Genomic DNA, 26,566 nt, shown 5'->3' on the forward strand with positions numbered 1-26,566 from the left:
CGAACGGTGGCCGGAACAATTTAGCCTCCTCGCTAGAACGGCCAGCCATGACAGGAGAGCGGCTGTACGACCGGCTGGGCGGGCGCGAGGGAATCGCCGACGTGGTCGACGATTTCTACGCGCAACTGGTCGGCGACGACGAGCTCGGCGAGTTCTTCGCCGACGCGGATATCAAGCGACTCCGCGAGACCCAGACCGACTTCCTCTGTGAGGCGGCCGGTGGTCCGGAGACGTACGACGGACCCTCGGTTCGGGACGCACATCTCCACGTGCCGTTTGCTCCCGCACACATCGACCGCGCGGTCGAACTGCTGTATCGGAGTCTCGAGGAACACGGCGTCCCGGACGAGGACGCCGACGCGGTAGTGGAAGCCGTGACAGCGTATCAGGAGGAGCTGCTGGCGCGTCCCGACGACGAGTAAGTCCCCCGTCAGTTGTCGAAGCGCGCCTGGACGAACGGCTGTGCGTCCTCGACCTCACCGATGCGCGAGTCAGACAGCAGGACGGCCTCCGTCTCTTCGATCGGAACCGACAGCGAGATTTCCTTCGTGCGGCCGTATCGGCCCTTCGAGACGACGACCGCGTTGACGATGCCGAGCATGTCGAGTTCGGAGATGAGGTCGGTGACGCGGCGTTGGGTGAGCACGTCGGCGTCGATCTCCTCACACAGTCGCTTGTAGATGTTGAACACCTCGCCGGTGTTGATGTTGTGGACGCCGTTCTTCTCTAACAGGACGGTCGCGTACAAGACGAGTTTCGACTGCATCGGCAGCGTGCGGACCACCTCGACCACGCGGTCGAGTTCGATTTTCTCCTGTGCCTTGCGGACGTGCTCTTCGTGGACCTTCTCGGTGCGGTCGCGCTCGGCGAGTTCGCCGGCAGTTCGCAGGAGGTCGAGCGCGCGCCGCGCGTCACCGTGCTCTTGGGCGGCGAAGGCCGCACACAAGGGAATCACGTCGTCGCCCAGCGAGTCCGGCTTGAACGCGACCTCCGAACGCTGTTGGAGGATGTCGCGCAGTTGGGTGGCGTCGTAGGGCGGAAAGACGATTTCCTCCTCGCCGAGGGAAGATTTCACGCGAGGGTCGAGAAACTCGGTGAACTTCAGGTCGTTCGAGATTCCCATGATGGAAACGCGGGAGTTGTCGAGCTGTGAGTTCATCCGCGAGAGATTATACAGGGTGTCGTCACCGGATTTCTCGACCAGCTTGTCGATCTCGTCGAGCATGATGACGACCACGCGCTCGTGGTAGTCGACGGCGTCGAAGAACGTCTGATACACTCGGTCGGTTGGCCAGCCGGTCATCGGGGCCGGCTCGAACTCCTCGTAGTCGGCCTCCAGTTTCTCGATTCGAGCGTCGAGCTCGTCGACGCTCGCGAACGGTCCCTCCGACACGTCGAGGTCGTCGGCGAGCACGGTCTCGACCGACGGACCGTCGTCGATGTCGTCGGTCGAGTCCTCGTCGGTACGGGCGGCCACCGCACGCTCACGGAGGTCCCGCAGCGCCGATAGCTTCTCTTCGACGAGTCGTTCGTTCTCGTCGATGAACTTGTTCGCGAGCTGCGTGAGCACGCGGTACTGGGTGTCGGTCACCTCACAGTTGATGTACTGCACTTCACAGGGCACCTCGTACTTCTTCGAGGTGGTCTCCAGTTCCTCGGAGACGAACTTCGCGCTCGCAGTCTTGCCCGTTCCGGTCTTCCCGTAGATGAGGATATTAGAGGGAGTGTCCCCGCGGAGAGCCGTGACGAGGATGGTCGCCATGTTGTTAATCTGCTCCTCGCGGTGGGGAAGCTTGTGTGGGGTGTAGGACGGACGGAGTACTTCCTTGTTCTCGAAGATGGGTTCACCTTCGAGCAGGTCGTCGAAGAGACCACGCGACGCCTCGTCCGGCTCGTCGGCCTGCTCGTCGAGGACGATGTCGTCGAGGTCGATGTCCGCGGTGTCGATAGAATCGTGTCCGCCGGCCGCGTCGTCGCTGCCGTCGAGATCGAACTCCCCCGTCGTTTCGTCTGTGGAAGCCGACTCTGTGGCGGGCGGTTCGTCGTCCTCGGCGTCCGGAGTGTCGTCTGTCATAGTTGGGTCGTGACCCCGCTGTTTCGGGTGGAGTGCCGACGCGCGTGTACTGATACCTCCGTTGGGCCGGGCAAGGCCGGCTGTGTCGAGGGTGCGTGCTATCGGCAGGGGCCAGTGAGTGCAAACGAACTGGTGGTGGTACGACTATTAAGTATTACGGAGACAGGGTCGGAGAATGGGGAGTACAGTGTCGAACACCAACGTTGCGAGTGGAACGTCGACCCCAGTAACGCTCTTCGGCGGGCAGCAGAACCACGACGGTCGACAGAACAGCCCCCGAGGGTGTCGATTTCGACTCGAACAGCCGACGTTGTCCGCTTGGTCTTCGTCCGTCAAGCAGCTGGCAACAGTGGGAGTCGTCGAGTTACTAGAGGTGAAACGGCGCTTGCTAGGTGTCCCTAGGGATACTAGTAGTCACGTAACACAGGGAGTGATACTAGGGGCCTACCGTCGTCTCGTCTACCGATTCTAGGAATGGTGAAGTCAGAAGGGCCGAACCCCCACCCCACTGTTTCAGGTGGAACGGCAATCACACCCGGGGGTGGGGGTCAGAACACGTCGAACTAGGCCTAGATAAGCCGGTATCTTTAATATAGATACCGAATAACCAAACCCGTACTAGACAAAGCGGTCTGTGGAGTGGGGTTGTGGTGGTTTAGTCGTGTGAATCGCCTATTTTTCGAGGTAGAAGCTATCTATCGCCGATATCCTATTCTATCGGTATTCGCGGGTGGGGTGAGGTGTTAGCGGGTTCCAGTCGAAACAAAGGGGTGGGGGTTGCACGATACCCCATCTACAGCCTGAACCCGACCGCGGTCACCGACAGTTCGGTCACTACGCGACGCCACACTATGCGACATCATCTCATGGTTTCGCTCTTTCATCGTGTATCACCGCGAGTCTGTCTGCCAGTCGACTGACGTGCGACAGCCGAACGTCTGACACGTGCCGAAGAAGACAAACCACTGTCGGTCGCCGACGAGTCTCCCCAGCCGCGTCCGGGCGACCGCCTCGGGTCGAGTCGGCTAGCGTGCGCGCCCGCGGGTACAATCAAAAGGAGACACAAGAGAACAAAAGAGGCGACACAAGGGAAGAAAAGACAACACAAGGGGAGCGACCCCACGACCGGGGCGAATCGAGGGGAGCGACCGCGACAAAACGTGACGGAGTCGAACAGGAGACGACGCCCACAGGCAACACCGAGGTTCCGGTTGATTCGACATGGTCGCGGCCGACAGACCACCGGCAGACGGCGGCTCGGGACCTGTTGTCTGACACAAGCTTAAGTGCGCGTAGCGAAGTGATACGCACAGAGCGGCCCACGTCACACGGGCTGTCGGAGGAACGGATGGGACTACTCACCAATATCAAGTCAAGCATCTCCACGGTGACGTCGAGTCTGTTCGCGGGGTCGGAGCCGAAGCGAATCGGTATCTATGGCCCGCCGAACGCAGGCAAGACGACACTTGCGAACCGTATCGCCCGCGACTGGACCGGCGACGCCATCGGTCCTGAGAGTCACGTACCACACGAGACACGCCGCGCCCGCCGCAAGGAGGACGTCGAAATCAAACGCGACGGCCGCACCGTCTCCATCGACATCGTCGACACGCCGGGTGTCACGACGAAGATCGACTACGAGGAGTTCCTCGAACACGACATCGAGAAGGAAGACGCGGTCCGGCGGTCTCGCGAGGCCACGGAGGGCGTCGCCGAGGCGATGCACTGGCTGCGAGAGGACGTCGACGGCGTCATCTACGTGCTCGACGCCACGACCGACCCGTTCACGCAGGTGAACACGATGCTCATCGGCATCATCGAGAGTCAGGACCTCCCCGTTCTCATCCTCGCCAACAAGACGGACCTTGAGGACGCGTCGGTCAAACGCATCCGGGACGCGTTCCCGCAACACGAGACGATTCCCCTCTCGGCGCTCGAAGGTGACAACATGGACGAAGTGTACGACAAAATCGCGGAGTACTTTGGATAATGCCCGAATCACAACGCTCCGACGACGGCGTCCAAATCGACATGATCAGCGCCGAGCGGATGGACGGGCTCCGCACGATGGAGAAGATTCGGCTCATCCTCGACAGCGTCCACGAGGGTAACATCGTCATCCTGGAGAAGGGGCTCGACCCCGACGAGGAGTCGAAGCTAATCGAGGTGACGATGTCCGAAATCTCGCCCGACGGCTTCACCGGCATCGAAATCGAGACAATCCCGACCGGCGAAGAGACCGGTCTATTCGGGAAGCTGATGGGCAAATCCTCAAAGGGGAAGCTGACCGTCATCGGGCCGGCAAACCGCATCGAGACGCTGCACAAAGACGAGAACCTCATCAGCACTCTCATCCACGACCAGTAGATGCCCCACCAGTGCACCGCCTGTGGCTACACGTTCGCCGACGGGTCGAAGGAGATGCTCGGCGGCTGTCCCGAGTGTGGCGGCAACAAGTTCCAGTTCCAACCCGACGGCGAGGGGTTCGACGACCCCGAGGAGTCGGACAGCCCGCCCGAATCGGCCGACCCCGGCGGTGCCGCCTCTACGGTCGGACGCGCCGCGACCAAGGTCCGGGATCTCGTCTCCGGCGAGGAGGCTCCCGACGAGCGCAACGAGCGCAACGACCCCGACGACTCCGTCGACGCCACCTCTGGCGACGAGCAGACGGACCCGCTGTCGGCCGACTCGCCGAGCGACACGACGCCACCGAGCGCATCGGTCTCCGCGACGACGGACGACTCCACCCGAAACGAGGGGGAATCGACCTCGGGGACCGGGACAGAGACCGCCGACAGTGATATGCCGAGTGCCGACGCTCCGTGGCCCGACTCCTCCGATGCGGCCGACCCAATCCGACGCGGTGGGCTCAACGAGGACGGTTCGGCCATTACCGACGATGACACCCGAGACGGTTCGGACGCGACGCCATCTGCGACCGACACACCCACAGCCGGCGAGCAGCCCGACGGTGCGGACGACGGCCCGACCGCCGACGCGTCGACTGCTGACGAGTCTGAGACGGACGCCGACATCATCGACGCCGACGCCGACAGAGAGTTCGACAGCGAGGACCGCGCGCAGGCGAGTGCCCGGTCGGATGTCGTCTCCGACGAGGAGCTCCCTGACACCGACGAGACAGCAGACGCTGAAGAGACAGCGTCTCCCGAACAGCCGACCGACTTCGACGAGCAGTCGGACGATACCGACGGATTGGTCGACGGCGACGACCGTCCCCGACCGTCCGACGGCCGGGTCGTCTCCGAACCGAGCGAGGACGAGACGGATATGGCAGAGCTTCGCGAACAGCTCAACGACCAGTTCGAGTCCATCAAGATCGTCGAACCCGGCCAGTACGAACTGAATCTGATGGAGCTGTACGACCGCGACGAGTACATCATCGCGCTGCGCGAGAACGGTCGGTACGTCATCCAGATGCCCGAAGAGTGGCTCGGCGACCGCGACATCGGCGAGTAGCCCTCGAGTCCTCCTATCGACCGTCGCGTGTGGGAACTGAAGACTTAACCACTCGCACGCAGAGTCTCGATACAATGAGTGATGCTACGAAGGTCGTCCTCGGTACCGTCGGCGTCGCCGCGCTCGCCTCGCTCGCGGTCATCGCCGTCCTCGTCGCCTGAGGATTCCGATGTTCACCGACCGCGACCTCGACTCGGCGCTCGCTGCCGTCCGTGAGCAACACGCACCTAGAGCCGTCGTGCTCGACGCCGAACAGGACTTCGAGACGCTTGATCCGGCCGTCGCAGAGCAGTTGGGATTGCGCGCGGACGAACTCGAGTTGTTCGAGTACGACCCGCGGTGGGTACCCGACGACGCTCCCGACGCGTTACACGAGCTCGCGAGCGACGCGTTCACCGTCGGTGCACCCGGCGACGGCGGCGTGACGTGGACCCGCCAGACTGACCCGCCATTCGTGTTCGTCAAACCGCGGACGACCGGCTCGCCCGACGCGTTCGTCGACTTTCTCATCGGGACGGCCCTCGTCGAAATCGGCACGGGCGTCCCAGAACAGTTCCTCGGTTTCTTCGGCGCGCGGTATCTGGAGTTCGCCGAGCGGTCGCCGCTGTCGCCGGTCGACACCTACCAGCTCGCGGCCGCGCTGTACGAGGCGTACAAGGGTGTCCACACACGGGGTATCTTCGCCGGCTGGGCCGACGACCACCCTGACCTCTACGCGCAGTGGGTCGACGCCGGCGAGCGGCTGCAGCCGCGACTCGACAGTCTCTCGTCGGAGCTCGCGCGCAACCAGACGAGCTTCGCGGCCGCGGCCGAACTCGCGTGTGCGGCAGTCAAACACGCCGGTGAGGACGGTATCGAGCTTCCGGCCCCGTTCAGCGCGCTCGCGACGGAGGCGTACGCCGACCACGGGAGCGAGTACGCACTCCAGTGGGCGACGCGAACGTTCGACGCGCTCGGCGTCGGGGACTAAAATTCAACGGTGACGGTACCGTCCTCGCTCAGTTCGATGACGGCCTCGAAGAGGTCGCGGTAGCCGGCGACCACGTCGGCGTCGTGGACCTCCTCCGCGAGGTGGAACAACCCAACGGCGTCGTACTCTCCCAGCAAGTCGAGAATCGCCTCCACTGCCTCGCGAGCGTTGTCCTCGTCGGCGTAGTAGGCGAGTTCCGTGATGGAGTCGAAGGAGACGCGGAGCTTCCCCTCGTGGTTCTGGAGGAACCACTCTACCTTCTGAACGAGCGCGTCGGTGTCGTCGGGCGCGGAGATGTAGTGGACGCTCTCGGACGTGCGTCGTGAGTAGCCACGCTCTACGGAGAGGGTGTCGAGGATGTCTGTCGTGTCGCGGTCCACCTCGTAGTAGTCGAGTTTCTGTGCGACCTCACGCGCGGTGGTTCTGGTGGAGACGACGAGCCGGTGGTCCGTGTCGGTCTTCAGGAAGTCGGTGTCGATACGGTCCGTCTCACCCGTCGACGGGTGGACGAGCAGGATGCCAGTGCCACCGGGAATCGTCTCAGGTGTGTTCTCGATAGCGAGGTCGTACTCCATACCCTCCGTGGGAGTGGCTCCGTCTTAAATCTCGAAGGTCCGGCGGAACCGTTTTCTCTCGGCGACCGTAGCTACGCGCGTGAACGAACAGCGACAGCAAGCGCTCGCGGTGTGGTCGATGCTGGTCGTCGCCTTCCTGGTCGTCGGTGGCCTCCTCACCACACAGGGTGCGTTCGAACCGGCGTTCGTCGCCCTCTACTGGAGTCCGATCGCCGGAGCAACGCTCGTCGGGATTCTCCCGCGCCCGTGGGAGGCGCTGACGGCCTGAGTCAGAAGACCGTATCCGCCGTCGCCGCGCCGACGACGGAGAAGATCGCGCCGATAGCGATGGCGCGCGCGCCGGTCGCCAGCCGGTCGCCTGCCTCGACGCCGAACTCGGCGAAGAACGTCTCCGGTGCACCGACCACCAGCGCCAGGACGGCGACGGAACCGAAGGAGACGAACATGAGCGAGACGAATCGGATGGGGACGCCGGCCACCTCTCGTTCGCGGTCCGGGTCGCGGTCGCTGTCGGCCTTGTACAGCGCGCCGTAGCCGATGGCGAAGACGAGAAACACCGCGAGGACACCTTGAACTGCACTCATCTCGCTGGCGAGTTGCCACACCTCCGCGGTGACGACGAACGGGCCGGCGAGCAGGAAGCCGCCGACCACCTGTTGGGCGATATCGGTGAGTCGGAATCGGCGACGTGAACTGACCATACCGTGAGTCACCGTCGCCCGGATAAAATCCAGCGCTCCCCCGAACACACGGCTGAAGTGGACCGGCCCCCTCGCGCCGGTATGAGCGTCAGCGACGAATTCGATGCGTGGGCGGCTGACGGCCGCGACAAAGGGATGGAAGAACGCCACTGGCACACCGCGAAACACGTCCTCTCGCGGATGCCCGTCGAAGCCGGCGACACCGTCCTCGACTTGGGGACGGGTAGCGGCTACCCCCTGCGCGCGCTTGCGGACACGAAGGATATCGGGCGTGGATACGGACTCGACGGTGCCCCGGAGATGGCACGCAACGCCCGCGAGTACACCCGCGAGGCCGGCCACGACAACATCGGCTTCGTCGTCGGCGAGTTCGGCTCGCTCCCCTTCGAGGAGAACAGCATCGACCACGTCGTCACGATGGAGGCGTTCTACTACAGCAGCGACCCACACGAGACCCTGCGAGAAGTCGCCCGCGTGCTCCGGCCGGGCGGTACCCTCCACTGTGCGGTGAACTACTACGAGGAGAACGTCCACAGCCACGAGTGGCAGGAGAACATCGCTATCGACATGACGCGGTGGGACGCCGGTGAGTACCGCAGTGCGTTCCGCGAGGCCGGACTCGCTGTCGCAACGCAGGACAACATCGCCGACGGGGAAATCGAGATTCCGCCCGCCGCCCACTTCCCGACCGACGACTGGGAGTCGCGAGAGGCGATGGTCGAACGGTATCGCACCTACGGCACCCTGCTCACTGTCGGCGTCGCCTGACTCGCTCCCCGACCGGCTTCTCTACGCGTCCGGCAGTTTCTCGCCCGCCTCAATCGGCACGTCGAGCCAGTTTTCCTCCGGCGGGAGCGGGCACGCGAACGCGTCGTTGTACGCACAGAACGGGTGGTACGCGAGGTTAAAATCCAAGACGACGGTGTCCGCGGCCGTCACCTCGCCGTCGACCTCGAACTCCATGTACCGGCCCGCACCGTAGGTCTGTTGTCCCGTCGTCTTGTCGCGGAACGGAACGAACAGCGAGTCGCCGCCCTGAGTTACGCCGCTGTACGCGACGAGCGTTCGCTCCTCGTCGGCGAGTTCGAAGGCGAGCAGCGCGACGCGCTCGTACTCCTGTTCGGTCTCGACGGTCGTCTCCATCGTGATGGTGTCGTCGCTGTCGATGGGGTCGATGCTCGCCTCGACGCGGTAGGCCGGGTCCGGGTCGAAGTAAGACAGCCCGTCGAAGGCGTCGCGTTGGTCGGCCGGAATCGGGGACTGACGCTCCGTCGCGAAGAAATCGTCTTTGTGGTCGCGGTGCCCCTCGAGTTCGGCTCGCCACTGCTGTTCGTCGAAGTTCGTGCTCATGGATTCGGGTTTGGTTCGTGGACTGAAGGCTGTTGTGACCTGTTTGAATGCCTCGGAGGTGTCGTCTGATGATTGCTGTGTTACTTCCAGCCTGAAAGCCCCGGGCGTGTCGCGGTCTTGCCGGCGGTGAAACCGCCGGCTACCTGGGAGAGCGTCGCTCTCCCGCTGTCCCCGTGATATATCGGTCGCTCACTGCGTTCGCTCCCGATAGTGGTCACGGAGCCGACCGAACACGGGCGACACGCTCGTCTGTGCAAGACGCTGCGCGTCTTGCTGACCCTGAAGTCTGTCGTGACAGACTTCAGGACCCATTTCAGTCCACCCGACAGCACAGCCCACGAGCCTCTCCAGCCGACTCGCTCACGTTCGTTCGCTCGTCCACTGTCAGAGCACGCGCTGACAAACCGTCGCTCGGTGCCCTCGCGACGACCTCGCGACGACGGGCGCGAACGAGGCGCGCCGGCCCGCGCCACTGCACAAGCAACCGTCGCGGTGGCCTACCGCACCGCTCGCCGTGCGAGCGTGTGCGGTCCGGGGGAGGGTTGGCGCGGTGCGGTCGCGGTGCGGTTTCCCCGAGGCCAAGCAATGAGAGTAGTGTCGGTGCTGTCGATGCCACATCAAACAGCATATACCCTCGAACCCAACTCGAATCACAATCCAGCCCACACAGTCGGAACCGCTAACTGACGCAGGGTCACAGACACGAACAATCAGATGCAGCTACCCGACGCCGCGGTCGCCCTGCTCGAATCAGCGAGCGCGACCGACGCCAAATCAATCGAACAGCTCGCCACCGCCACCGACGAGAAGCCCGAGACGCTCACCGGAGCCGCCTTCGATCTCGAAGCCGACAGTCTCGTCGCCCTCGAAGAACGGGTCGAGGTGTCACTCGAACTCACCGACGAGGGGAAACGGTACCGCGAGGACGGACTCCCGGAGGTTCGACTCTACCGCGCCGCGGCCGACGCCGGCGCAGCCGACGACTCCGTCCCGATGGGACAGGTCATCGGTGTCTCGGAGCTCGAAGGGCCGGAAGTCGACATCGCCCTGACGAACTTCGCGCGCAAGGGACTCGGCTTCATCGACTCGGGCGAGCTGTCGGTGAACGCCGACGCTGACCCCGACTCCGACGCCGAGCGCGCGGCGCTCGATGCTATCGCGGACGGCGACGCCGACGGCCTCGACGACGACACCGTCGACCGCCTCGTCGAGCGCGGGCTCGTGGAACAGCGCGAGCAGACCCACCGGTTCGTCACGCTCACCGACGACGGCGTGACGGCGCTGATGGAAGGCGTCGAGACCGCAGCGACCGTCGGCCAGCTCACGCCCGAACTGCTCACCTCCGGCGAGTGGGAAGACGTGGAGTTCGCCGAGTACAACGTCGAGGCCGACGCCGAACCCGTCACCGGCGGGAAGACGCACATCCTCCGGCAAACGGCAGAGTCCGTGAAGGACACCCTCGTCGGGATGGGGTTCCAGGAGATGCAGGGACCACACGCCGACGCCGACTTCTGGATCAACGACGCGCTGTTCATGCCACAGGACCATCCCGCCCGCACCCACTGGGACCGGTTCACCCTCGACACCGACCTGATGACGGACTTACCGGACGACCTCGTCGGTCGCGTGGAGGACGCCCACCGGAACGGCGTCGGGCCCGACGGCGAGGGATACCACTCGCCGTGGTCGCGTGAATTCGCCGAGGAGGTCGCGCTCCGGGGCCACACCACATCGCTGTCGATGCGGTATCTCTCGGGCGAGGAGATCGGCGACCTCGAACCGCCACAGCGGTTTTTCTCCGTCGAGAAGGTGTATCGCAACGACACGCTCGACGCGACGCATCTGCTGGAGTTCTTCCAAATCGAGGGGTGGGTGATGGCCGAAGACCTCTCGGTGCGTGACCTGATGGGTACCTTCGAGGAGTTCTATGCCCAGTTCGGAATCACGGACATCGAGTTCAAGCCCCACTACAATCCGTACACGGAGCCGAGCTTCGAGCTGTTCGGGACCCATCCGACGACGGGCAAAATCGTCGAAATCGGAAACTCGGGCATCTTCCGCGAGGAGGTGCTCTCCCCGCTCGGCGTCGAGTGTGACGTGATGGCGTGGGGACTCGCGCTCGAACGCCTCCTGATGCTCATGTACGGCTTCGAGGATATCCGCGACGTGCACGGGACCCTGTGTGACCTCGACCTGCTGCGGAACGTGGAGGTGCTCGCGTAATGCCCGTCGTCGAAATCGACCCCGACGAGCTTCGGGAACTTGCGGGCCACGACAAGCCGGACGAGGAACTGAAAGCGGACCTGTTCGGACTCGGATTGGAGTTCGAAGGCGAGACCGAAGATGGGACGTTCCAGCTGGAGTTCGCCCCTGACCGACTCGACCGCCTCTCTGTCGAAGGAGTCGCGCGGTCGCTGCGATATCAGTACGGGGACGTACGCGGCGTCTACGTTCCCTCGACGAACGACGCCGAGTGGCGCGTCGAGGTGGAGGACGTGCCCGAGGAACGACCGTACGTGACTGCCGCGGTCGTCCGCGGCGTCGACATGACGGAGGGAAAACTGGAGTCGCTCATCCAACTGCAGGAGAAGCTCCACGCGACGATGGGTCGCAAGCGCGCGAAGGGCGCAATCGGTGTGCACGACCTCGCGATGGTGAAAGGCGGAGCCTTCGACGGCGACGACCGTGGGAAGACCATCACCTACACGGGTATCGATCCCGACGGCGACAGCTTCGTCCCGCTCGATGCCGACACGGAGATGACGCCCGCAGACGTGCTTGAGGACCACCCCGTCGGCGAGAAGTTCGCCGACCTCGTTGCCGACTACGAGACGTATCCCGCGATTTATGACGATATCGGCCTGTTCTCGTTCCCGCCGGTCATCAACGGGAAGCGGACGGAGGTCGACGAGGGGTCCCGCGACCTGCTCGTCGAGATGACGGGGACCGACCAGTGGACAATCGACCGGATGCTCGCCATCGTCTGTTACGCGCTCGATGCCCGCGGCGGTCGCATCGAAGAGGTCGACATCGCCTACCCGGACCGGGAGACGGTGCGCCCGGACCTCGAAACGCGGACGAAGTCGGTCGCACACGACTGCATCGAGTCGACACTGGGTATCGACCTCGAGGTGGAGGAGACCATCGACCTGTTCGAGCGGTCGGGACTCGGCGTCGAGCACGACGACGGAAGCTACGAGGTGGAGATACCGCCCTACCGGACGGACGTGCTCCACCCGATGGACCTCGTGGACGACGTGGGTCGCGCATACGGATTCAACGACCTCGAACCGCGGTATCCCGACGTGTCGACGGTCGGCGGCCGCCACGACCGCTCGAAGTTAGAGCGCGCCGCCCGCGAGACGCTCGTTGGACTCGGCTTCGAGGACCTGTTGAACTTCCACATGATCTCCGAGCGGGAGAACTACGAGCGGATGGGCATCGACCCTGAAAGCGACACGTTCGGTAGTGGGACCCCGGTCCGAATCGAGGGACCGTACAGCGAGGACTACACCATGCTCCGGACGTGGGCCCTTCCGTCGCTCGCGATGGTCTTGGAGAACAACACCCACCGGGCGTATCCGCAGGACATCGCCGAGGTCGGCTTTGCGGCCGCGCGCGACGACGCGGAGTCCGGCGGCGTCACGGAACGGCGCACGGTCGCGGGCGCGCTCGCACGCCCGGACTCGTCGTACGAGGATGTGAAAGCACGGCTCCAAACAATCGCCCGTAACTTCGGTGCCGAGTTGGAGACGCCGGCGACGACACACCCCTCGTTCATCGACGGGCGCGCGGCGTCGGTCGTCATCGACGAGGAGACGGTCGGGGTCGTGGGTGAACTCCACCCACGCGTGCTCGTCGAACACGACCTCGAAGTACCGGTCGCGGCCTTCGAGTTCGACCTCGCGGCGCTCCGTTAAGCGAGGTCAGCGCCGACCGCGTCCTCGACGGAACCGAAGCCGTCGCGCTCCAACAGGTCGAGCAGTCCCCGGTTGATGTCACGCGCGACGGTCGGTCCCTCGTAGACGAGGGCGGTGTACAGTTGGACTACGCTCGCGCCCGCGCGTATTTTGTCGTAGGCACCGTCGGCGTCGGCGACGCCGCCGACACCGACGATGGGTACGTCGGTCCGCTCCGCGACGAACCGTATCATCTCGGTCGCTTCCGCCTCGATTGGTGCACCGGAAAGTCCTCCCTCCTGTACCGACTTCGGCGATTCGAGCGAGGCCGGCCGGCGGACGCTCGTGTTCGTCGCGACAACACCGTCCAGGCCGAGTTCGTTCACCACGTCGAGTGCCGATTCGATGGCCTCCGGACCGAGGTCGGGGGAGAGTTTCAACAAGAGGGGAGATGCCCCAGCGTCCTGAAGCGTCGAGAGAATCCGTTCGAGCGGCTCGCGGTCCTGCAGCTCGCGCAGTCCGGGCGTGTTCGGTGAGGAGACGTTCACGACGAAGTAGTCCCCGCCCGCGCGCGTGCGCTCGAAGGAGTAGCGATAATCGTCGGCTGCCTCCGCCAGGGGCGTGGACTTCGACTTTCCGATGTTGACGCCGACAGGAATCTCCACGTCAGTGTCGGCGAGTCGCGGGCCGATGGTGTCCGCGCCGTGGTTGTTGAACCCCATGCGGTTGACGACCGCGCGGTCCTCGCGGAGCCGAAACATCCGCGGTCTGGGGTTGCCGGGTTGGCGTTCGGCGGTGACGCCGCCGACCTCGACGTGGCCGAAGCCGAGCGTGGCGAGTGCAGGTGGAATTTCGGCGTTCTTGTCGAAGCCCGCTGCGACGCCCACCGGGTTCGGGAACGTCTGGTCGAACGCCTCGACTTCGAGTCGCGGGTCCGTGACGGTGAGGCGGTCCGCGACGGGGTCGACGAACCGCGTCTCCTGCCCGTATTCGAGTACAGCGTGACCCAGTCGATGGGCCGTCTCCGCCGGAAGCGCGAACAGCGCCGGCTTCACGAGGTCGTAGAGGTTCACAGATGTATGCGAGAGACGGAGCGCGAAAGGCGATGCGGTCGTTAAAACTCGTGTTCGACGTCGTCGGTGTCCGCCTTCTGGATGATTATCTTCCCGTCGCGAACCCGGATGAACACCTCGTCCCCGATGTCCAGTCCGGCGACGGCGAGCTCGTCTTCGTGGAGATTCACGTGGACGTTGTGGTACTCGCCGTTCTCGTCTTTGGCGCCACTCGGAGAGAGCTTCTTCTTGCGAACCATCGCGGTGTTGGCTGTGATTCTCGCCACGAGACACATAAGTGTACCGTGGTACCTTACCGCCGACACCGCTCGTGTCTTCATCCGGCCCGCTGCGCCGGACTCCACCACTGGAATCGGGTGACAGCACCCGATTCCGGGGATACGCTTAAGATACACCCTGTTCACATCTCACGTGGAGGTAACAACTATGCCAGACGACAAGCGGAACTTCGCATTGCGCGAGTCGAGCGGCGAGGAAAGTAGTGTCTTCTCCGGTCGCACTCCGCGGCAGGCTGCCCTCAAGGCTGCCCGACGGCTCACACCGGCGAGTAGCGAGGAGGCAGCCGACCGCACGGAACTGCGGCTGCGCGAGAAGGGGACGACCAAGGTACACATCTACGAGGGCTGGGCGTGGGAGGAGAACGCTCCCGACGACAAACCCGACTGGATGCCCGACGACATCACGGAGGCGAACGTCTCCAAGCAGGGTATCGAACATCTCGACGAGATCTAGTGCGGCTCTCTTTCTCCGTGGAACCACGACACGTATAAACGAATCCACGCGTACGGACGCGTGCGCGGCACTTATCGGGCCCGACCGACCGTGCGAGCGTGGGATGAGGATCCGACCTCCAGCCGTGCGACACTCTACACGCCGAGCTGCGGCTATCTTGCCCTGTTGTACACACATCGAGGGGCGTGAAACCGCATGACGTGGCGGGGTCGAGACGACGGGGTTAAGTGTACAACTCTCATCAGATGAAATGTGAACGACGTGGCGCAGGCCGCCGAGGTCTGCTCCGCTCGCCGACCACCGTCTCGGTGGTCCGCGGCCCGACTCCGTCAGGCTGCGAAGACGAGTTCGATTCGACGCCCTTATACCTAACAGGCGATTCGGATTGGATACGAGGTCGGCCCGCCTTCGGCGGAAAACGACCAACAACAATCCGACGCCCTTATGTGTGATCGGGTGCTCGGATTGGATACGCTCGCACCCATCTCTGATGGGCTGTGACAGCACGCATCCAATCCGACGCCCTTATACGTAATAGGGCGCTCGGAAGGAATGCACACGACGTGACTGGGTCGGCCTTCGACGGCCGGCTCGTCTCGGGGCGATGTACTTCACAGGGTTTATACCCTCTCCCGAAGTACAGTTAGTTCCCGAAGGAAATGAGGATTCGACCCCTGCGGTCCGCCGTACACGATCGAATCTGATGTTAGCCCTGATGGTTCGGTGACACCCGGTATGGTGTCGCCGACCGATCCCACATATACAGATAGCGATCTATGCACATTCGTCAGAATGTGTTCCCGCCTAACCCTCCCCGCCAGGGGAGACATTCCGGTTGATCCTGCCGGAGGCTATTGCTATCGGTGTCCGATTTAGCCATGCGAGTTGTACGTCTAACGTAGCAGACTGCTCAGTAACACGTGGCCGATCTACCCTATGGACTGGGATAACCACGGGAAACTGTGGCTAATCCCTGATAGCGCTCCCGAGCTTGAATGCTGGGAGCGTCAAATGCTCCGGCGCCATAGGATGAGGCTGCGGCCGATTAGGTAGACGGTGAGGTAACGGCTCACCGTGCCAATAATCGGTACGGGTCATGAGAGTGAGAACCCGGAGACGGAATCTGAGACAAGATTCCGGGCCCTACGGGGCGCAGCAGGCGCGAAACCTTTACACTGCACGCCAGTGCGATAGGGGGACACCGAGTGCGTAGGCATAGAGCCTACGCTTTTGTGTACCGTAAGGTGGTACACGAATAAGGGCTGGGCAAGACCGGTGCCAGCCGCCGCGGTAACACCGGCAGCCCGAGTGATGGCCGATATTATTGGGCCTAAAGCGTCCGTAGCTGGCCGCGTAGGTCCGTCGGGAAATCTACTGGCTTAACCAGTAGGCGTCCGGCGGAAACCTCGTGGCTTGGGACCGGAAGACCTGAGGGGTACGTCTGGGGTAGGAGTGAAATCCCGTAATCCTGGACGGACCACCGGTGGCGAAAGCGCCTCAGGAAGACGGATCCGACAGTGAGGGACGAAAGCTAGGGTCTCGAACCGGATTAGATACCCGGGTAGTCCTAGCCGTAAACGATGCTCGTTAGGTGTGGCGCAGGCTACGAGCCTGCGCTGTGCCGTAGGGAAGCCGAGAAACGAGCCGCCTGGGAAGTACGTCCGCAAGGATGAAACTTAAAGGAATTGGCGGGGGAGCACTACAACCGGAGGAGCCTGCGGTTTAATTGGACTCAACGCCGGACATCTCACCAGCTCCGACAGCAGTAATGACAGTCAGGTTGACGACCTTACTCGACGCTGCTGAGAGGAGGTGCATGGCCGCCGTCAGCTCGTACCGTGAGGCGTCCTGTTAAGTCAGGCAACGAGCGAGACCCGCACCTCTAGTTGCCAGCAGCATCTTGCGATGGCTGGGTACACTAGGGGGACTGCCGTCGCTAAGACGGAGGAAGGAACGGGCAACGGTAGGTCAGTATGCCCCGAATGAGCTGGGCAACACGCGGGCTACAATGGTCAAGACAATGGGATGCGACGCCGAGAGGCGAAGCTAATCTCCTAAACTTGGTCGTAGTTCGGATTGCGGACTGAAACCCGTCCGCATGAAGCTGGATTCGGTAGTAATCGCGTGTCAGAAGCGCGCGGTGAATACGTCCCTGCTCCTTGCACACACCGCCCGTCAAATCACCCGAGTGGGGTCCGGATGAGGCTGTCATGCGACAGTCGAATCTGGGCTCCGCAAGGGGGATTAAGTCGTAACAAGGTAGCCGTAGGGGAATCTGCGGCTGGATCACCTCCTAAAGACCGGGACCAGAGCTTTGCTCTGGCCCACCTTCGTGGGTTCGGTCGGCGACGCCGACCGGGCACCTTGGAACCATCAGGGCTACGATTGCGACTGTCCGCTACGTTCGTTAGCGGGCCGTCGCGGTTGAGTTGGGCCCATAGCTCAGTGGTAGAGTGCCTCCTTTGCAAGGAGGATGCCCGGGGTTCGAATCCCCGTGGGTCCATGTACAAGACGAATCGTGCCCCTTATATGGGTCACCGTATTCGTCCGATGTACGACCGATGCACCACTCCGTGAAAGCGCGGGTGGGAAGGGTAGATGCACGCACTGGGGTTGCACCCAGGCGCTGCGTATGATACCGTGTGTACGTGCAATCCAGGCGCTCACTGGACCCGTTCACTGTGCTCAGTGATCGTGGCTACTGTGCCGCCTGGTGGATGGCTCGGCTCAAGCGCTGATGAAGGACGTGCCAAGCTGCGATAAGCCATGGGGAGCCGCACGGAGGCGAAGAACCATGGATTTCCGAATAGGAATCCTCTCGCAATTGCTTCGCGCAATGGGGAACGCTCCGAATTGAAACATCTCAGTAGGAGCAGGAAGAGAAAACGAATGTGACGTCGTTAGTAACGGTGAGTAAACGCGACACAGTCCAAACCGAAGGCTTCGGCCAATGTGGTGTTCGGACTGACTTTCAGCAATTGACGCTCGACGAGAAGTCTCTTGGAACAGAGCTCGATACAGGGTGATAGACCCGTATCGTCGTGTGGTAAATTGTGTGTCAGTACCAGAGTACCGGGGGTTGGAAATCCCTCGGGATTACGGCAGGCATCGACTGCCAAGACTAAGTACAACTTGAGACCGATAGCGAACAAGTAGTGTGAACGAACGCTGAAAAGCACCCCGAGAAGGGAGGTGCAATAGGGCCTGAAATCAGGTGGCGATTGAGCGACGGGGCATACAAGGCCTCTCAGGAAACGACCCGGGTGCGAACCCGCAGTAGGAACCGAGAGGAGCCGATGTTCCGTCGTGCGTTTTGAAAAACGAACCAGGGAGTGTATCTGTTTGACGAGTCTAACCGGAGAATCCGGGCAGGCGTAGGGAAACCGACAAGGCCGCAGCATTGCCAGGGCCGCCGTGTTCAAGCGCGGGGAGTCAAACGGATACGACCCGAAACCAGATGATCTACGCGCGGGCAGGACGAAGCGTGGCGAAAGCTACGTGGAGGTCCGTTAGGGTTGGTGTCCTACAATACCCTCCCGTGACCTGTGTGTAGGGGTGAAAGGCCCATCGAATCTGGAAACAGCTGGTTCCAACCGAAAAATGTCGAAGCATTACCTCTGTTGAGGTAGTTCGTGGGGTAGAGCGACCGATTGGAAGCGCGGACTCCGAGAGGAGTCTGCCTTCCTGTCGAACTCCGAACTCACGGACGCCGTTGACGCAGGGAGTTCGCCGTGCGGGGTAAGCCTGTACGGCGTGAGGGAGACAACCCAGAGTCGGGTTAAGGTCCCCAAGTGTGGATTAAGTGCGATTGAAGATGGTCCCGAGCCCTAGACAGCCGGGAGGTGAGCTTAGAAGCAGCTACCCTCTAAGAAAAGCGTAACAGCTTACCGGCCGAGGTTTGGGGCGTCTAAAATGATCGGGGCTCAAATCCACCACCGAGACCTGACCGCATCCGTTATAGGATGCTCGTGTAGGTTGGCACTCCGATTGGGCGGAAGCTCGGACTAGAGTTCGAGTGGACCGATCGGTGAAGAAAATCCTGGTCATAGTAGCAGCGATAGTCGGGTGAGAATCTCGACGGCCAAATGAGCAAGGGTTCCTCAGCAATGTTTCTCAGCTGAGGGTTAGCCGGTCCTAAGTCACTTCGTAATTCGAGAGTGACAAAAGGGAAGTTGGTTAATATTCCAACGCCTCTATACAATAGAAGTCGACGCCTTGGGGTCAACCGAGCCGCGCTTTCGCGCGGTCGAACTGTCCAACTCCGTGGAAGCCGTAATGGCACGAAGCGGAAGAACGGCAGGACAGCGTAAGTCGGTCCAACCTAGGGCCCGTGAAAAGACGAGTATAGAGTCCGTACCAAGATCCGACACAGGTGCTCATGCCGGCGAAAGGCAAGGCCTGTCGGGAACAACCGACGTTAGGGAATTCGGCAAGTTAGTCCCGTAAGTTCGCGATAAGGGATGCCTGCTTAGGAAATAAGCAGGCCACAGTGACTCGGACGCTCCGACTGTCTAGTAACAACATAGGTGACCGCAAATCCGAAAGGACTCGTACGGTCACTGAATCCTGCCCAGTGCAGGTATCTGAACACCCCGTACAAGGGGACGAAGGACCTGTCAACGGCGGGGGTAACTATGACCCTCTTAAGGTAGCGTAGTACCTTGTCGCTTCAGTAGCGACTTGCATGAATGGATCAACGAGAGCGTCACTGTCCCAACGTTGGGCCCGGTGAACTGTACGTTCCAGTGCGGAGTCTGGAGACCCCCAGGGGGAAGCGAAGACCCTATGGAGCTTTACTGCAGGCTGTCGCTGAGACATGGTCGCTGATGTGCAGCATAGGTAGGAGGCATTACAGAGGTACCCGCGCCAGCGGGCCACCCAGCCATCAATGAAATACTACCCGTCAGTGACTGTGACTCTCACTCCGGGAGGAGGACACCGGTAGCCGGGCAGTTTGACTGGGGCGGTACGCGCTCGAAATGATATCGAGCGCGCCCCAAGTCCATCTCATTCGGGTCGGGAACCCGAAGAAGAGTGCAAGAGCAAAAGATGGATTGACAGTGTTCTTCCTAACGAGGAACGCTGACACGAAAGTGTGGTCTAGCGAACCCATGAGCCTGCCCGATGCGGGCCATGGACGACAGAAAAGCTACCCTAGGGATAACAGAGTCGTCACGCGCAAGAGCACATATCGACCGCGTGGCTTGCTACCTCGATGTCGGTTCCCTCCATCCTGCCCGTGCAGAAGCGGGCAAGGGTGAGGTTGTTCGCCTATTAAAGGAGGTCGTGAGCTGGGTTTAGACCGTCGTGAGACAGGTCGGCTGCTATCTACTGGGGGTGTTTCGGAGCCTGACGGGAACGTTCGTATAGTACGAGAGGAACTACGAATGGTGACCACTGGTGTACCGGTTGTCCGAGAGGGCACTGCCGGGCAGCTACGTCACACGGGGTAAGAGCTGAACGCATCTAAGCTCGAAACCCACCTGGAAAAGAGGCTCCGCTGAGGTCGCTCGTAGAAGACGAGATCGATAGACTTGGGGTGTACGCACCGAGGCAACGAGGTGTTCAGCCCGCGAGTACTAATGACCGAAGCCACTCAATCATCGCACTGAGACCCGTGAACGGGTCCAGGCGTTTACTGGATTGCACGCACACATTTGGTTAGCTACCCACCGACGATGGTCTTCATCGTGGTTCGATTCCACGAGTCGGCATTAAGGCGGCCATAGCGGCGGGGTCACTCCCGTACCCATCCCGAACACGGAAGATAAGCCCGCCAGCGTTCCGGCGAGTACTGGAGTACGCGAGTCTCTGGGAAATCCGGTTCGCCGCCTGCCATTCATCCAAAGCCCACCAGCACTGTGCTGGTGGGCTTTTTTCATTTATTGTGTGGCGATGCCACACACCTACGCGGCGAGCCGCCGGCTTGCCGGACCGCTATACTTAACCACGGCAGTACGCTACGACCATCTGCGCCAAGGTGGCAGAGTGGCCTTACGCGGTCGCCTGCAGAGCGACTACACGCCGGTTCGAATCCGGCCCTTGGCTCTCACACGATACCCAAAGCCCAAGACGACATTGTCTTGGCATGTCCCTCTTTTTCCATCGGAATATCAGGAATACGACAATCCTATTCGAGTGGGTTGTCCAGCCGGATTCGCTCGTGTTGTCGTATCTTTACTGAGAAAGTCACCGTTATCGCCGCTCTTCGAGAGCGTTGAGCGCACGTCGGAACTGCTCCTCGTTGATCCGCGGTTCGGACATCGCCTGTGCTTCGAGTGCGCCTGCGTATTGTTCGAATTCGCCCTCGCTTGGGTCGGCCGCGAGCACGCAGTCGACGTACCCATCGAGCGCAGACTGTAAGTCCTTGGCGTAGTGATCGTATGCGGCGTCGATGCGGCCGTGGTTGTCGTCGATTCCCTCGAACAGCGCACGGTAGACGGTCACAGCCGCCCAGTAGCGCTCGCGCTCACGGTACTGCTCGGCTGATTCGAAGAAGTGAGAAAAGTCAATGGCTCCCGTGACGACTGGATAGTCCTCGGTGTGCTGGTCGAACAACTCCTCGATCCTCTCGCGGTACGCTTCAACCGACTTGTGGTCGTCGCCGAACCGTGCGAGAAACTGCTCACGCAGGTCCGGGTTTTCGGCAAGTGTATCGCGCACGAACGCGCGTAGGTCGCCGGACGAGACATCTTCAATAACCCTTTCGACGTGTTCGCTCTCGTCTTGGGGCGGATTAGCGACAACGTCCAGTAGCACCGCGACGACGTGCTTGCACTCGCCCGTTCCTTGGTAAGGACACGTACACCGCGCATCGACGGTGTTCTCGCCCAGTTCGACGGTCACGTCGTACAGACTCGATCCCCGAACCGCAGCTGTGACCACGTCGCCAAACCGTTCGATTCGCTGAATGCGTCCTTCATCCCGGTAGTTCCGCCCGCGCTCGAACACCGTGTCGGTACAGGTCTCCCGGATGTTCACGTTCTCGGGGTCCATGATTGTAGAACGCTTCTTTAACCCGTTTTACCAGTCTGCAGCCCTATTTGTCTAGTAGTTCGGTGACGCTCTCAACGGGGGCGTAGTAGCCGCGTTCGTCCCGCCAAACCTCCAGGCATTCGTCCGCAGTTTCGCTGTCGATACGCTCGCGTTTGATGCCGAGGACGAGGAGGCCTATCGATCCAGTGACTGGAACATCCAGTTCTGTCGAAAGACGGCGTGCTGCGAGGTCATCGGTGGCGATAGTCCCATTGTGTTCAACGGCTCCCTGCAACGCTTCTGTTTCTCCTGGATCAAGTCGCTCATGGAGGCTCACCCTTCCTATTTCGGGTGGAACGTCACTGACTGCCAGTCCGTTGTCGAACGCCTCGACGGCGCTGGTCAGATACTCGTGACCGTGTCTGAATCCCCGTTCAATCTCGTCACGGACTGCGGGTACTACAATCGGAGCTTCGAGTAGGTGAACGAGAAATTCGACCGAGGTCGTGCTGGCGAAATTACTGATGACAGTTGCGTCGAGGAAAACCGGTTGCGGGTAGCCGTCCGGCATCTATTCGTCGAGGTCGAGTGCAACGTCGATCTCGCGCTGTAACTGGTCGTCAGTTCGTGGCCCGTAGAGCGACGTGAAGCCAGCGTCTTCCAGCACTTCTTCGAACTCCCACCGGGACAGTCCGGCCGCTTCGGCAGCACGTCCGAGCGAGAGGTCGCCGAGAACGTACCGACCCACCGCGGTCGCAAGTTCGTCGGAGGACTCGCTACTGGAAGAGGTCATCGTACGTAGTTATCGGATCCACGGAGCTAATAATCTATCGTGGGACGGGGCACTCGTCGACTCACCGGGTTGCCATCCACATAGTAATCTAGGACAAAAATATTGATTCATCCGCTATCTGGGGCGATCTGACGATAATTCACTTGATGTGATTGTTTATTATAGTTAAAATACTGGCTTAATTCGGGCCCTTGACTTTCACCCTTTTCGCTGATGTCCAACGCGACCAGCTACGGCCACAATCGCGCTTCACGTCGGTAAGTGACAACGCTGGGACCGACGGGTCAAAGCGTGTGCCGCCCGCAGCGATCGTATGCAACTCGACTTCCTCGGCGGCGCGCGGGAGGTCGGTCGGAGCGCCGTGCTCGTCGATGAGACGCTATTGCTTGATTACGGAGCGAAGCCGACGACTCCACCGTCGTGGCCGCTCAACTGCGACCCAGAAGCGGTTGTCGTCTCGCACGGACACCTCGACCACGTCGGCGGTGTACCGGCGCTGCTCTCCGGGGAGGACCCCCCGTCGGTCCACTGGACACCGCCGACGCACGAACTGGCACGACTGCTCGCACGTGATACGCTCAAACTCCACGGCGGGACGCCGCGGTGTCCATTTACCGAGAACGACGCTGCGCGACTCGGTGAGTGTTCGGTCGAGCACGGCTACACGGAATCATTCACCGTTGCAGGGTACGAGATTACCTTCTACAACGCGGGCCATATCCCTGGGAGTGCACACGTCCTCGTCGACGACGGCGAGACACGACTCCTGTACACGGCTGATTTCCACACGGACGACCAGCGACTCGTCTCTGGGACCACTGCACGCCCAGACGCCGACGCGGTGATTTGTGAATCGACGTACTCCGACGTGGACCACGACCCGCGTGCATCCGTCGAACGACAGTTCGCCCAGTCGCTTAGTGAGACAACGGTCCGCGGTGGTACGGTCGTCGTCCCGGCGTTCGCTATCGGTCGAACACAGGAAGTGCTGCTCGTGTGTAACGCACACGAGCTCGATGCCTACGTCGACGGGATGGGTGTCGAGGTGCTGGAGATGCTCACTCGTCATCCGGCGTACGTCCGAGACGTAGACGCGCTTCGCGGTGCGCGAACCAACGCCCGAGTGGTGACAGGCCGTGACGGACAGCGCCGCCGTATCGCGGACGAACAGACGGTTATCGTCACGACCAGCGGGATGCTCAACGGTGGGCCGGCGATGACGTACGTGCCCGCAGTCGCGGACTCACCGCTGAACCTGGTCGCGTTCTCGGGGTATCAGGTCGAGGGAACGCCCGGTCGTGAGCTGTTAGAACGGGGGAGTGCCCACATCGACGGGCGACAGCTCCGTGCGTCTGCCCGACGGGAGTTCTTCGACTTCTCGGCACACGCCGACTACGACGGGCTTCGCTCGTTCCTCTCAAGCTACGAGGGTAGCACTGTCCTCGTGAATCACGGCGACCGGTGTGTGGCCTTCGCGGAGGAACTGCGCGGTGACGGTTACGACGCGCGCGCGCCTGACCTCGGCGCGACGATACGGGTGAAGTAACCTACTGCTGTGCGTCTTCGACGGCGTCGGCCTCGGATTCGAGGGCCGCAGCGAGGGTGCGCGCCTGTTCGGGGTTGAGCCGGAGGCGGTCGGCGTGGGTGTCGAGCGTCTCCAGCGTGGTGTTGTCGAGTTCGAGTGCGAACTCCACGTGGTCGGGGTTCCTCCGGGGTGAGGTGACGTTCACCGTGGCGTACGCTTCTTCCTCGAAGTTGTGGCCCTCGGCTTCGGCGTCCACGAGATCGAGCGTGGTGTACGCGTTGACGCGCATGATTCGGTCTGCCATACGCTCCGTTGGTGGGTGTCGGGCGTAAGCGTGGCGTCTCTCAGTATCGTCTTTGCGGCTCCGTTGGTGAATCACGCGCCGGCTCCGGCATCGACTCCGTGACAGACCTGATTGCTTGGCCCGGGGACGGCACCGCGACTGGCGGCGGCTCAGGCCACTGTCTTGCTTGCTCGTATGGACGCCGTCAAGCAGCCGTTGACAGCGTCGCGACTGTGGAAGTGGCAAACGAGAGCGAAGAGAACGTCGGAGAGGGTCCTCAGTCGTCCGAGGGCAGCGGTTCGCCCTGTCCGTTCGTCGGAGCGGGGCTGGAGCCCATGTCGTCGTCTTCGGCGTACGGGTACCACGTCATCTTCGTGTTGTGCATGTACGGGTCCGTGTAGCTCGTCTCTTCAGGCTCGACGAGTCCGTTCAGTGCCTCCTCGTCGTGGCGTGCGATGAACGCGCGGAAGCTCTCGCCGTCCTCGCGGGCCTCCGCGAAGAACTCGACGAGGTTCCGGATGTAGCCCGGCACCTCGTCTGCGGCGACGCGCATCTCGACCCAATCGGCGAACTGCGGATTCTCGCCGAGTCCACCGCCGAGTCCGATATCGAACGCCTCGACCGGCTCGCCGTCCTTGCGAGTCTTCATTCCGCGAAGCGAGATGTCGGCGATCTGCGGCTGGGCACAGGAGGCGGTACAGCCCGACAGGTGGGTGTGGAAGTTGGTCATCCCCTCGGGCACGTCGATGTTGTCCTGCATCCAGCGGCCGTAGCGGACCATCCGGTTTTTCGTCTCGACGATGGACAGCGAGCAGTACTCCGTTCCGGTGCAGGCGATGGAGCCACGCATGAAGACGCCCGGCTCGGGGGAGTGGTACTCCAGTAAGTCCTCCTCGAGGAACCCGTCGATGCGGTCGGAGTCAACGTCGGTGACGATGATGTTCTGTCGCTGGGTGAGTCGCACCTCGCCGGAGCCGTACTCGTCGGCGAGGTGGGCGAGTTCTCGTGTCTCCTCCGCGGACATCCGGCCGACCAGCACGGAGAGTCCGACGTAGTAGTTCCCGTCCGGCTGCTCGTGGACGCCGACGTGGTCGGCGTGGCCTTCACCGTCGTCGTGGTTGTGGCCGGCGTTGTAGGTGTACTCGTCGCGGAGGTCCTCGCCCGCCGTCCGGAGTTCGCCGTCGACGAACTCCTCTTCGAGGACGCGGCGGAACTTCTCGGCTCCCCACTCGTCGACGAGGAACTTGATACGGGCGTTGAAACGGTCGTCGCGGTCGCCGTGCTCGCGGAACAGCGCGGAACACGACGCGGCGATGTCGGGTGCCTCCTCCGGCGTGACGAACACGTCGATGGAGCGGGCGAGTCGCGGCTCCTTCCGAGAGAGACCGCCGCCGACGCGGATGTTGAATCCCTTTGTCTCCTCGCCGTCGATGATCTTCACCGCCGGCTCGAAGGCGAGATCGTTGATGTCCCCCTGGCCACACCCCTCAGAACAGCCCGTGACGGAGACCTTCCACTTGCGCGGGAGGTTGGCGTAGTCGTCGTTGCCCTTGAACGTCTCGTTGAGTTCCTCGGCGACGGGCCACGCGTCGATGAACTCGTTTTTGTCCTTGCCGGCGACGGGACAGCCAACGATGTTCCGCCAGGAGTCGCCACACGCCTGCTGGGTAGAGAGACCGACCGATTCGAGCCGGTCCCAGATCTCCGGAATGTCCTCCAGTTTGATCCAGTGGAGCTGGATGGACTGGCGGGTCGTCCAGTCACAGACCGCGCCGCCGAACTCCGGATTGTCCGCGGGACCGCGCGCGAACTCGTCGGCAACGTCCGCGACGACCTCCAGCTGCCCGGGTTCGAGCACGCCGTTTGGCGTGCCGATTCGCATCATGAAGTAGCTCTCTTGGCCCTTCCGCTGGTGGTACAACCCCCACCATTTGAAGCGCTCGAACCACGCGTCGTGTTCGTCGTCCGGAATCGATTCCCAACCTTCCTCGGCGAACTCGTAGATACGCTCGCGAACCTCGTTCCCGTAGGCCTCGTCTTTCCAACCCTCGACTTTCGTCGGCATAATATTGCCATGTCCCTCACGCCTATAGATGCCATGCGCTCCGTCAAGGCTCCCCTCTGCTCCAGTAAACCGGC

At 62.1% G+C, this 26,566-nt stretch carries 23 protein-coding genes, 2 tRNA genes and 3 rRNA genes; 17 read left to right on the forward strand and 11 right to left on the reverse strand.

Features of this window, described 5'->3' with window-relative positions; genetic code table 11:
- The first annotated feature begins 47 nt into the window (after positions 1-47).
- Positions 48-422: a group I truncated hemoglobin gene (locus tag DMP03_RS08080; protein ID WP_152120199.1), complete on the forward strand. Its 375-nt coding sequence runs from the start codon at positions 48-50 to the stop codon at positions 420-422.
- Between the two features lie 8 nt (positions 423-430).
- Here DMP03_RS08080 and DMP03_RS08085 read toward each other — a convergent pair whose 3' ends face one another.
- On the reverse strand, positions 431-2,074 hold the full coding sequence (locus tag DMP03_RS08085; protein WP_152120200.1) for a Cdc6/Cdc18 family protein: 1,644 nt from the start codon (positions 2,072-2,074) through the stop codon (positions 431-433).
- A 1,348-nt stretch (positions 2,075-3,422) separates the two neighbouring features.
- Here DMP03_RS08085 and DMP03_RS08090 point away from each other — a divergent pair.
- The 5 genes from DMP03_RS08090 to DMP03_RS08105 are packed head-to-tail and all read left to right on the forward strand — an operon-like array spanning position 3,423 to position 6,521.
- The gene (locus tag DMP03_RS08090; protein WP_152120201.1) at positions 3,423-4,064 is read left to right on the forward strand and encodes an Era-like GTP-binding protein; all 642 of its coding nucleotides are present in this window, start codon (positions 3,423-3,425) and stop codon (positions 4,062-4,064) included.
- Positions 4,064-4,441, forward strand: a complete 378-nt coding sequence (locus DMP03_RS08095; RefSeq protein ID WP_152120202.1) for a DUF2073 domain-containing protein — start codon at positions 4,064-4,066, stop codon at positions 4,439-4,441. Before DMP03_RS08090 ends, DMP03_RS08095 begins: the two co-directional genes overlap by 1 nt.
- Entirely contained in the window at positions 4,442-5,551 is a 1,110-nt protein-coding gene (locus DMP03_RS08100; RefSeq protein ID WP_152120203.1) for an OapC/ArvC family zinc-ribbon domain-containing protein, read from the forward strand.
- Between the two features lie 29 nt (positions 5,552-5,580).
- Entirely contained in the window at positions 5,581-5,712 is a 132-nt protein-coding gene (locus DMP03_RS14775) for a hypothetical protein (protein ID WP_263969987.1), read from the forward strand.
- A gap of 8 nt (positions 5,713-5,720) precedes the next feature.
- On the forward strand, positions 5,721-6,521 hold the full coding sequence (locus DMP03_RS08105) for a DUF7089 family protein (RefSeq protein ID WP_152120204.1): 801 nt from the start codon (positions 5,721-5,723) through the stop codon (positions 6,519-6,521).
- Here the strand turns inward: DMP03_RS08105 and DMP03_RS08110 are convergent.
- On the reverse strand, positions 6,518-7,096 hold the full coding sequence (locus DMP03_RS08110) for a DUF7090 family protein (RefSeq protein WP_152120205.1): 579 nt from the start codon (positions 7,094-7,096) through the stop codon (positions 6,518-6,520). The two genes, DMP03_RS08105 and DMP03_RS08110, sit on opposite strands and share 4 nt — an antisense overlap.
- A gap of 79 nt (positions 7,097-7,175) precedes the next feature.
- On the opposite strand from DMP03_RS08110, the gene DMP03_RS08115 reads away from it, so the two are divergent.
- Positions 7,176-7,364, forward strand: a complete 189-nt coding sequence (locus DMP03_RS08115) for a hypothetical protein (RefSeq protein ID WP_152120206.1) — start codon at positions 7,176-7,178, stop codon at positions 7,362-7,364.
- A gap of 1 nt (position 7,365) precedes the next feature.
- Here the strand turns inward: DMP03_RS08115 and DMP03_RS08120 are convergent, their stop codons facing one another.
- Positions 7,366-7,797 (reverse strand): DUF2391 family protein, encoded by a 432-nt coding sequence (locus tag DMP03_RS08120; protein WP_152120207.1) that lies wholly within the window; start codon positions 7,795-7,797, stop codon positions 7,366-7,368.
- An 81-nt stretch (positions 7,798-7,878) separates the two neighbouring features.
- On the opposite strand from DMP03_RS08120, the gene DMP03_RS08125 reads away from it, so the two are divergent.
- Positions 7,879-8,565 (forward strand): class I SAM-dependent methyltransferase, encoded by a 687-nt coding sequence (locus tag DMP03_RS08125; RefSeq protein ID WP_152120208.1) that lies wholly within the window; start codon positions 7,879-7,881, stop codon positions 8,563-8,565.
- Between the two features lie 21 nt (positions 8,566-8,586).
- Here the strand turns inward: DMP03_RS08125 and DMP03_RS08130 are convergent, their stop codons facing one another.
- Entirely contained in the window at positions 8,587-9,147 is a 561-nt protein-coding gene (locus tag DMP03_RS08130) for a DUF1684 domain-containing protein (protein ID WP_152120209.1), read from the reverse strand.
- 714 nt (positions 9,148-9,861) lie between these two features.
- Here DMP03_RS08130 and pheS point away from each other — a divergent pair.
- Together pheS and pheT are read left to right on the forward strand one after the other, a co-directional pair.
- The gene (gene pheS / locus DMP03_RS08135) at positions 9,862-11,370 is read left to right on the forward strand and encodes a phenylalanine--tRNA ligase subunit alpha (protein WP_152120210.1); all 1,509 of its coding nucleotides are present in this window, start codon (positions 9,862-9,864) and stop codon (positions 11,368-11,370) included.
- Positions 11,370-13,067, forward strand: a complete 1,698-nt coding sequence (pheT, locus tag DMP03_RS08140) for a phenylalanine--tRNA ligase subunit beta (protein ID WP_152120211.1) — start codon at positions 11,370-11,372, stop codon at positions 13,065-13,067. Before pheS ends, pheT begins: the two co-directional genes overlap by 1 nt.
- On the opposite strand, the gene DMP03_RS08145 is transcribed toward pheT, so the two are convergent.
- Positions 13,064-14,119 (reverse strand): quinone-dependent dihydroorotate dehydrogenase, encoded by a 1,056-nt coding sequence (locus DMP03_RS08145; RefSeq protein ID WP_152120212.1) that lies wholly within the window; start codon positions 14,117-14,119, stop codon positions 13,064-13,066. The two genes, pheT and DMP03_RS08145, sit on opposite strands and share 4 nt — an antisense overlap.
- Before the next feature lie 41 nt (positions 14,120-14,160).
- On the reverse strand, positions 14,161-14,358 hold the full coding sequence (locus DMP03_RS08150) for a hypothetical protein (protein ID WP_152120461.1): 198 nt from the start codon (positions 14,356-14,358) through the stop codon (positions 14,161-14,163).
- 187 nt (positions 14,359-14,545) lie between these two features.
- Between DMP03_RS08150 and DMP03_RS08155 the strand changes: the two genes are divergently transcribed.
- The 6 genes from DMP03_RS08155 (at position 14,546) to DMP03_RS08180 (ending at position 20,899) form a co-directional block, all read left to right on the forward strand.
- Positions 14,546-14,851, forward strand: a complete 306-nt coding sequence (locus tag DMP03_RS08155) for a non-histone chromosomal MC1 family protein (RefSeq protein ID WP_152120213.1) — start codon at positions 14,546-14,548, stop codon at positions 14,849-14,851.
- 828 nt (positions 14,852-15,679) lie between these two features.
- Positions 15,680-17,146 (forward strand): 16S ribosomal RNA (locus tag DMP03_RS08160).
- 136 nt (positions 17,147-17,282) lie between these two features.
- Positions 17,283-17,354, forward strand: a tRNA-Ala gene (locus DMP03_RS08165).
- Between the two features lie 186 nt (positions 17,355-17,540).
- Positions 17,541-20,452, forward strand: a 23S ribosomal RNA gene (locus DMP03_RS08170).
- Between the two features lie 114 nt (positions 20,453-20,566).
- Positions 20,567-20,688, forward strand: a 5S ribosomal RNA gene (rrf, locus tag DMP03_RS08175).
- Together the 16S, 23S and 5S rRNA genes with 2 tRNA genes alongside form the textbook arrangement of a ribosomal RNA operon.
- 137 nt (positions 20,689-20,825) lie before the next feature.
- Positions 20,826-20,899: transfer RNA gene (locus DMP03_RS08180), tRNA-Cys, on the forward strand.
- A 147-nt stretch (positions 20,900-21,046) separates the two neighbouring features.
- Here the strand turns inward: DMP03_RS08180 and DMP03_RS08185 are convergent.
- Genes DMP03_RS08185 through DMP03_RS08195 form a run of 3 tightly spaced genes read right to left on the reverse strand, consistent with a single transcriptional unit; the run spans position 21,047 to position 22,619 of the window.
- Complete coding sequence (locus tag DMP03_RS08185; RefSeq protein ID WP_152120214.1) at positions 21,047-21,847, reverse strand: SWIM zinc finger family protein; 801 nt, start codon at positions 21,845-21,847, stop codon at positions 21,047-21,049.
- A gap of 43 nt (positions 21,848-21,890) precedes the next feature.
- Positions 21,891-22,397 carry a hypothetical protein gene (locus tag DMP03_RS08190; RefSeq protein ID WP_152120215.1) on the reverse strand — a complete coding sequence of 169 codons (507 nt, stop codon included), beginning with the start codon at positions 22,395-22,397 and terminating at the stop codon, positions 21,891-21,893.
- Positions 22,398-22,619 (reverse strand): UPF0175 family protein, encoded by a 222-nt coding sequence (locus DMP03_RS08195; protein ID WP_152120216.1) that lies wholly within the window; start codon positions 22,617-22,619, stop codon positions 22,398-22,400. It abuts the gene before it with no gap.
- Between the two features lie 313 nt (positions 22,620-22,932).
- Here DMP03_RS08195 and DMP03_RS08200 point away from each other — a divergent pair, with 313 nt between their 5' ends.
- Positions 22,933-24,165: an MBL fold metallo-hydrolase gene (locus tag DMP03_RS08200; protein ID WP_152120217.1), complete on the forward strand. Its 1,233-nt coding sequence runs from the start codon at positions 22,933-22,935 to the stop codon at positions 24,163-24,165.
- Position 24,166: 1 nt separating this feature from the next.
- Here the strand turns inward: DMP03_RS08200 and DMP03_RS08205 are convergent, their stop codons facing one another.
- Together DMP03_RS08205 and DMP03_RS08210 are read right to left on the reverse strand one after the other, a co-directional pair.
- Entirely contained in the window at positions 24,167-24,448 is a 282-nt protein-coding gene (locus tag DMP03_RS08205) for a DUF6360 family protein (protein WP_152120218.1), read from the reverse strand.
- Between the two features lie 256 nt (positions 24,449-24,704).
- The gene (locus tag DMP03_RS08210) at positions 24,705-26,492 is read right to left on the reverse strand and encodes a nitrite/sulfite reductase (protein WP_152120219.1); all 1,788 of its coding nucleotides are present in this window, start codon (positions 26,490-26,492) and stop codon (positions 24,705-24,707) included.
- Positions 26,493-26,566: the final 74 nt, after the last annotated feature.

The organism is Halosegnis rubeus (assembly GCF_009184545.1).
GTDB classification, from domain to species: domain Archaea; phylum Halobacteriota; class Halobacteria; order Halobacteriales; family Haloarculaceae; genus Halosegnis; species Halosegnis rubeus.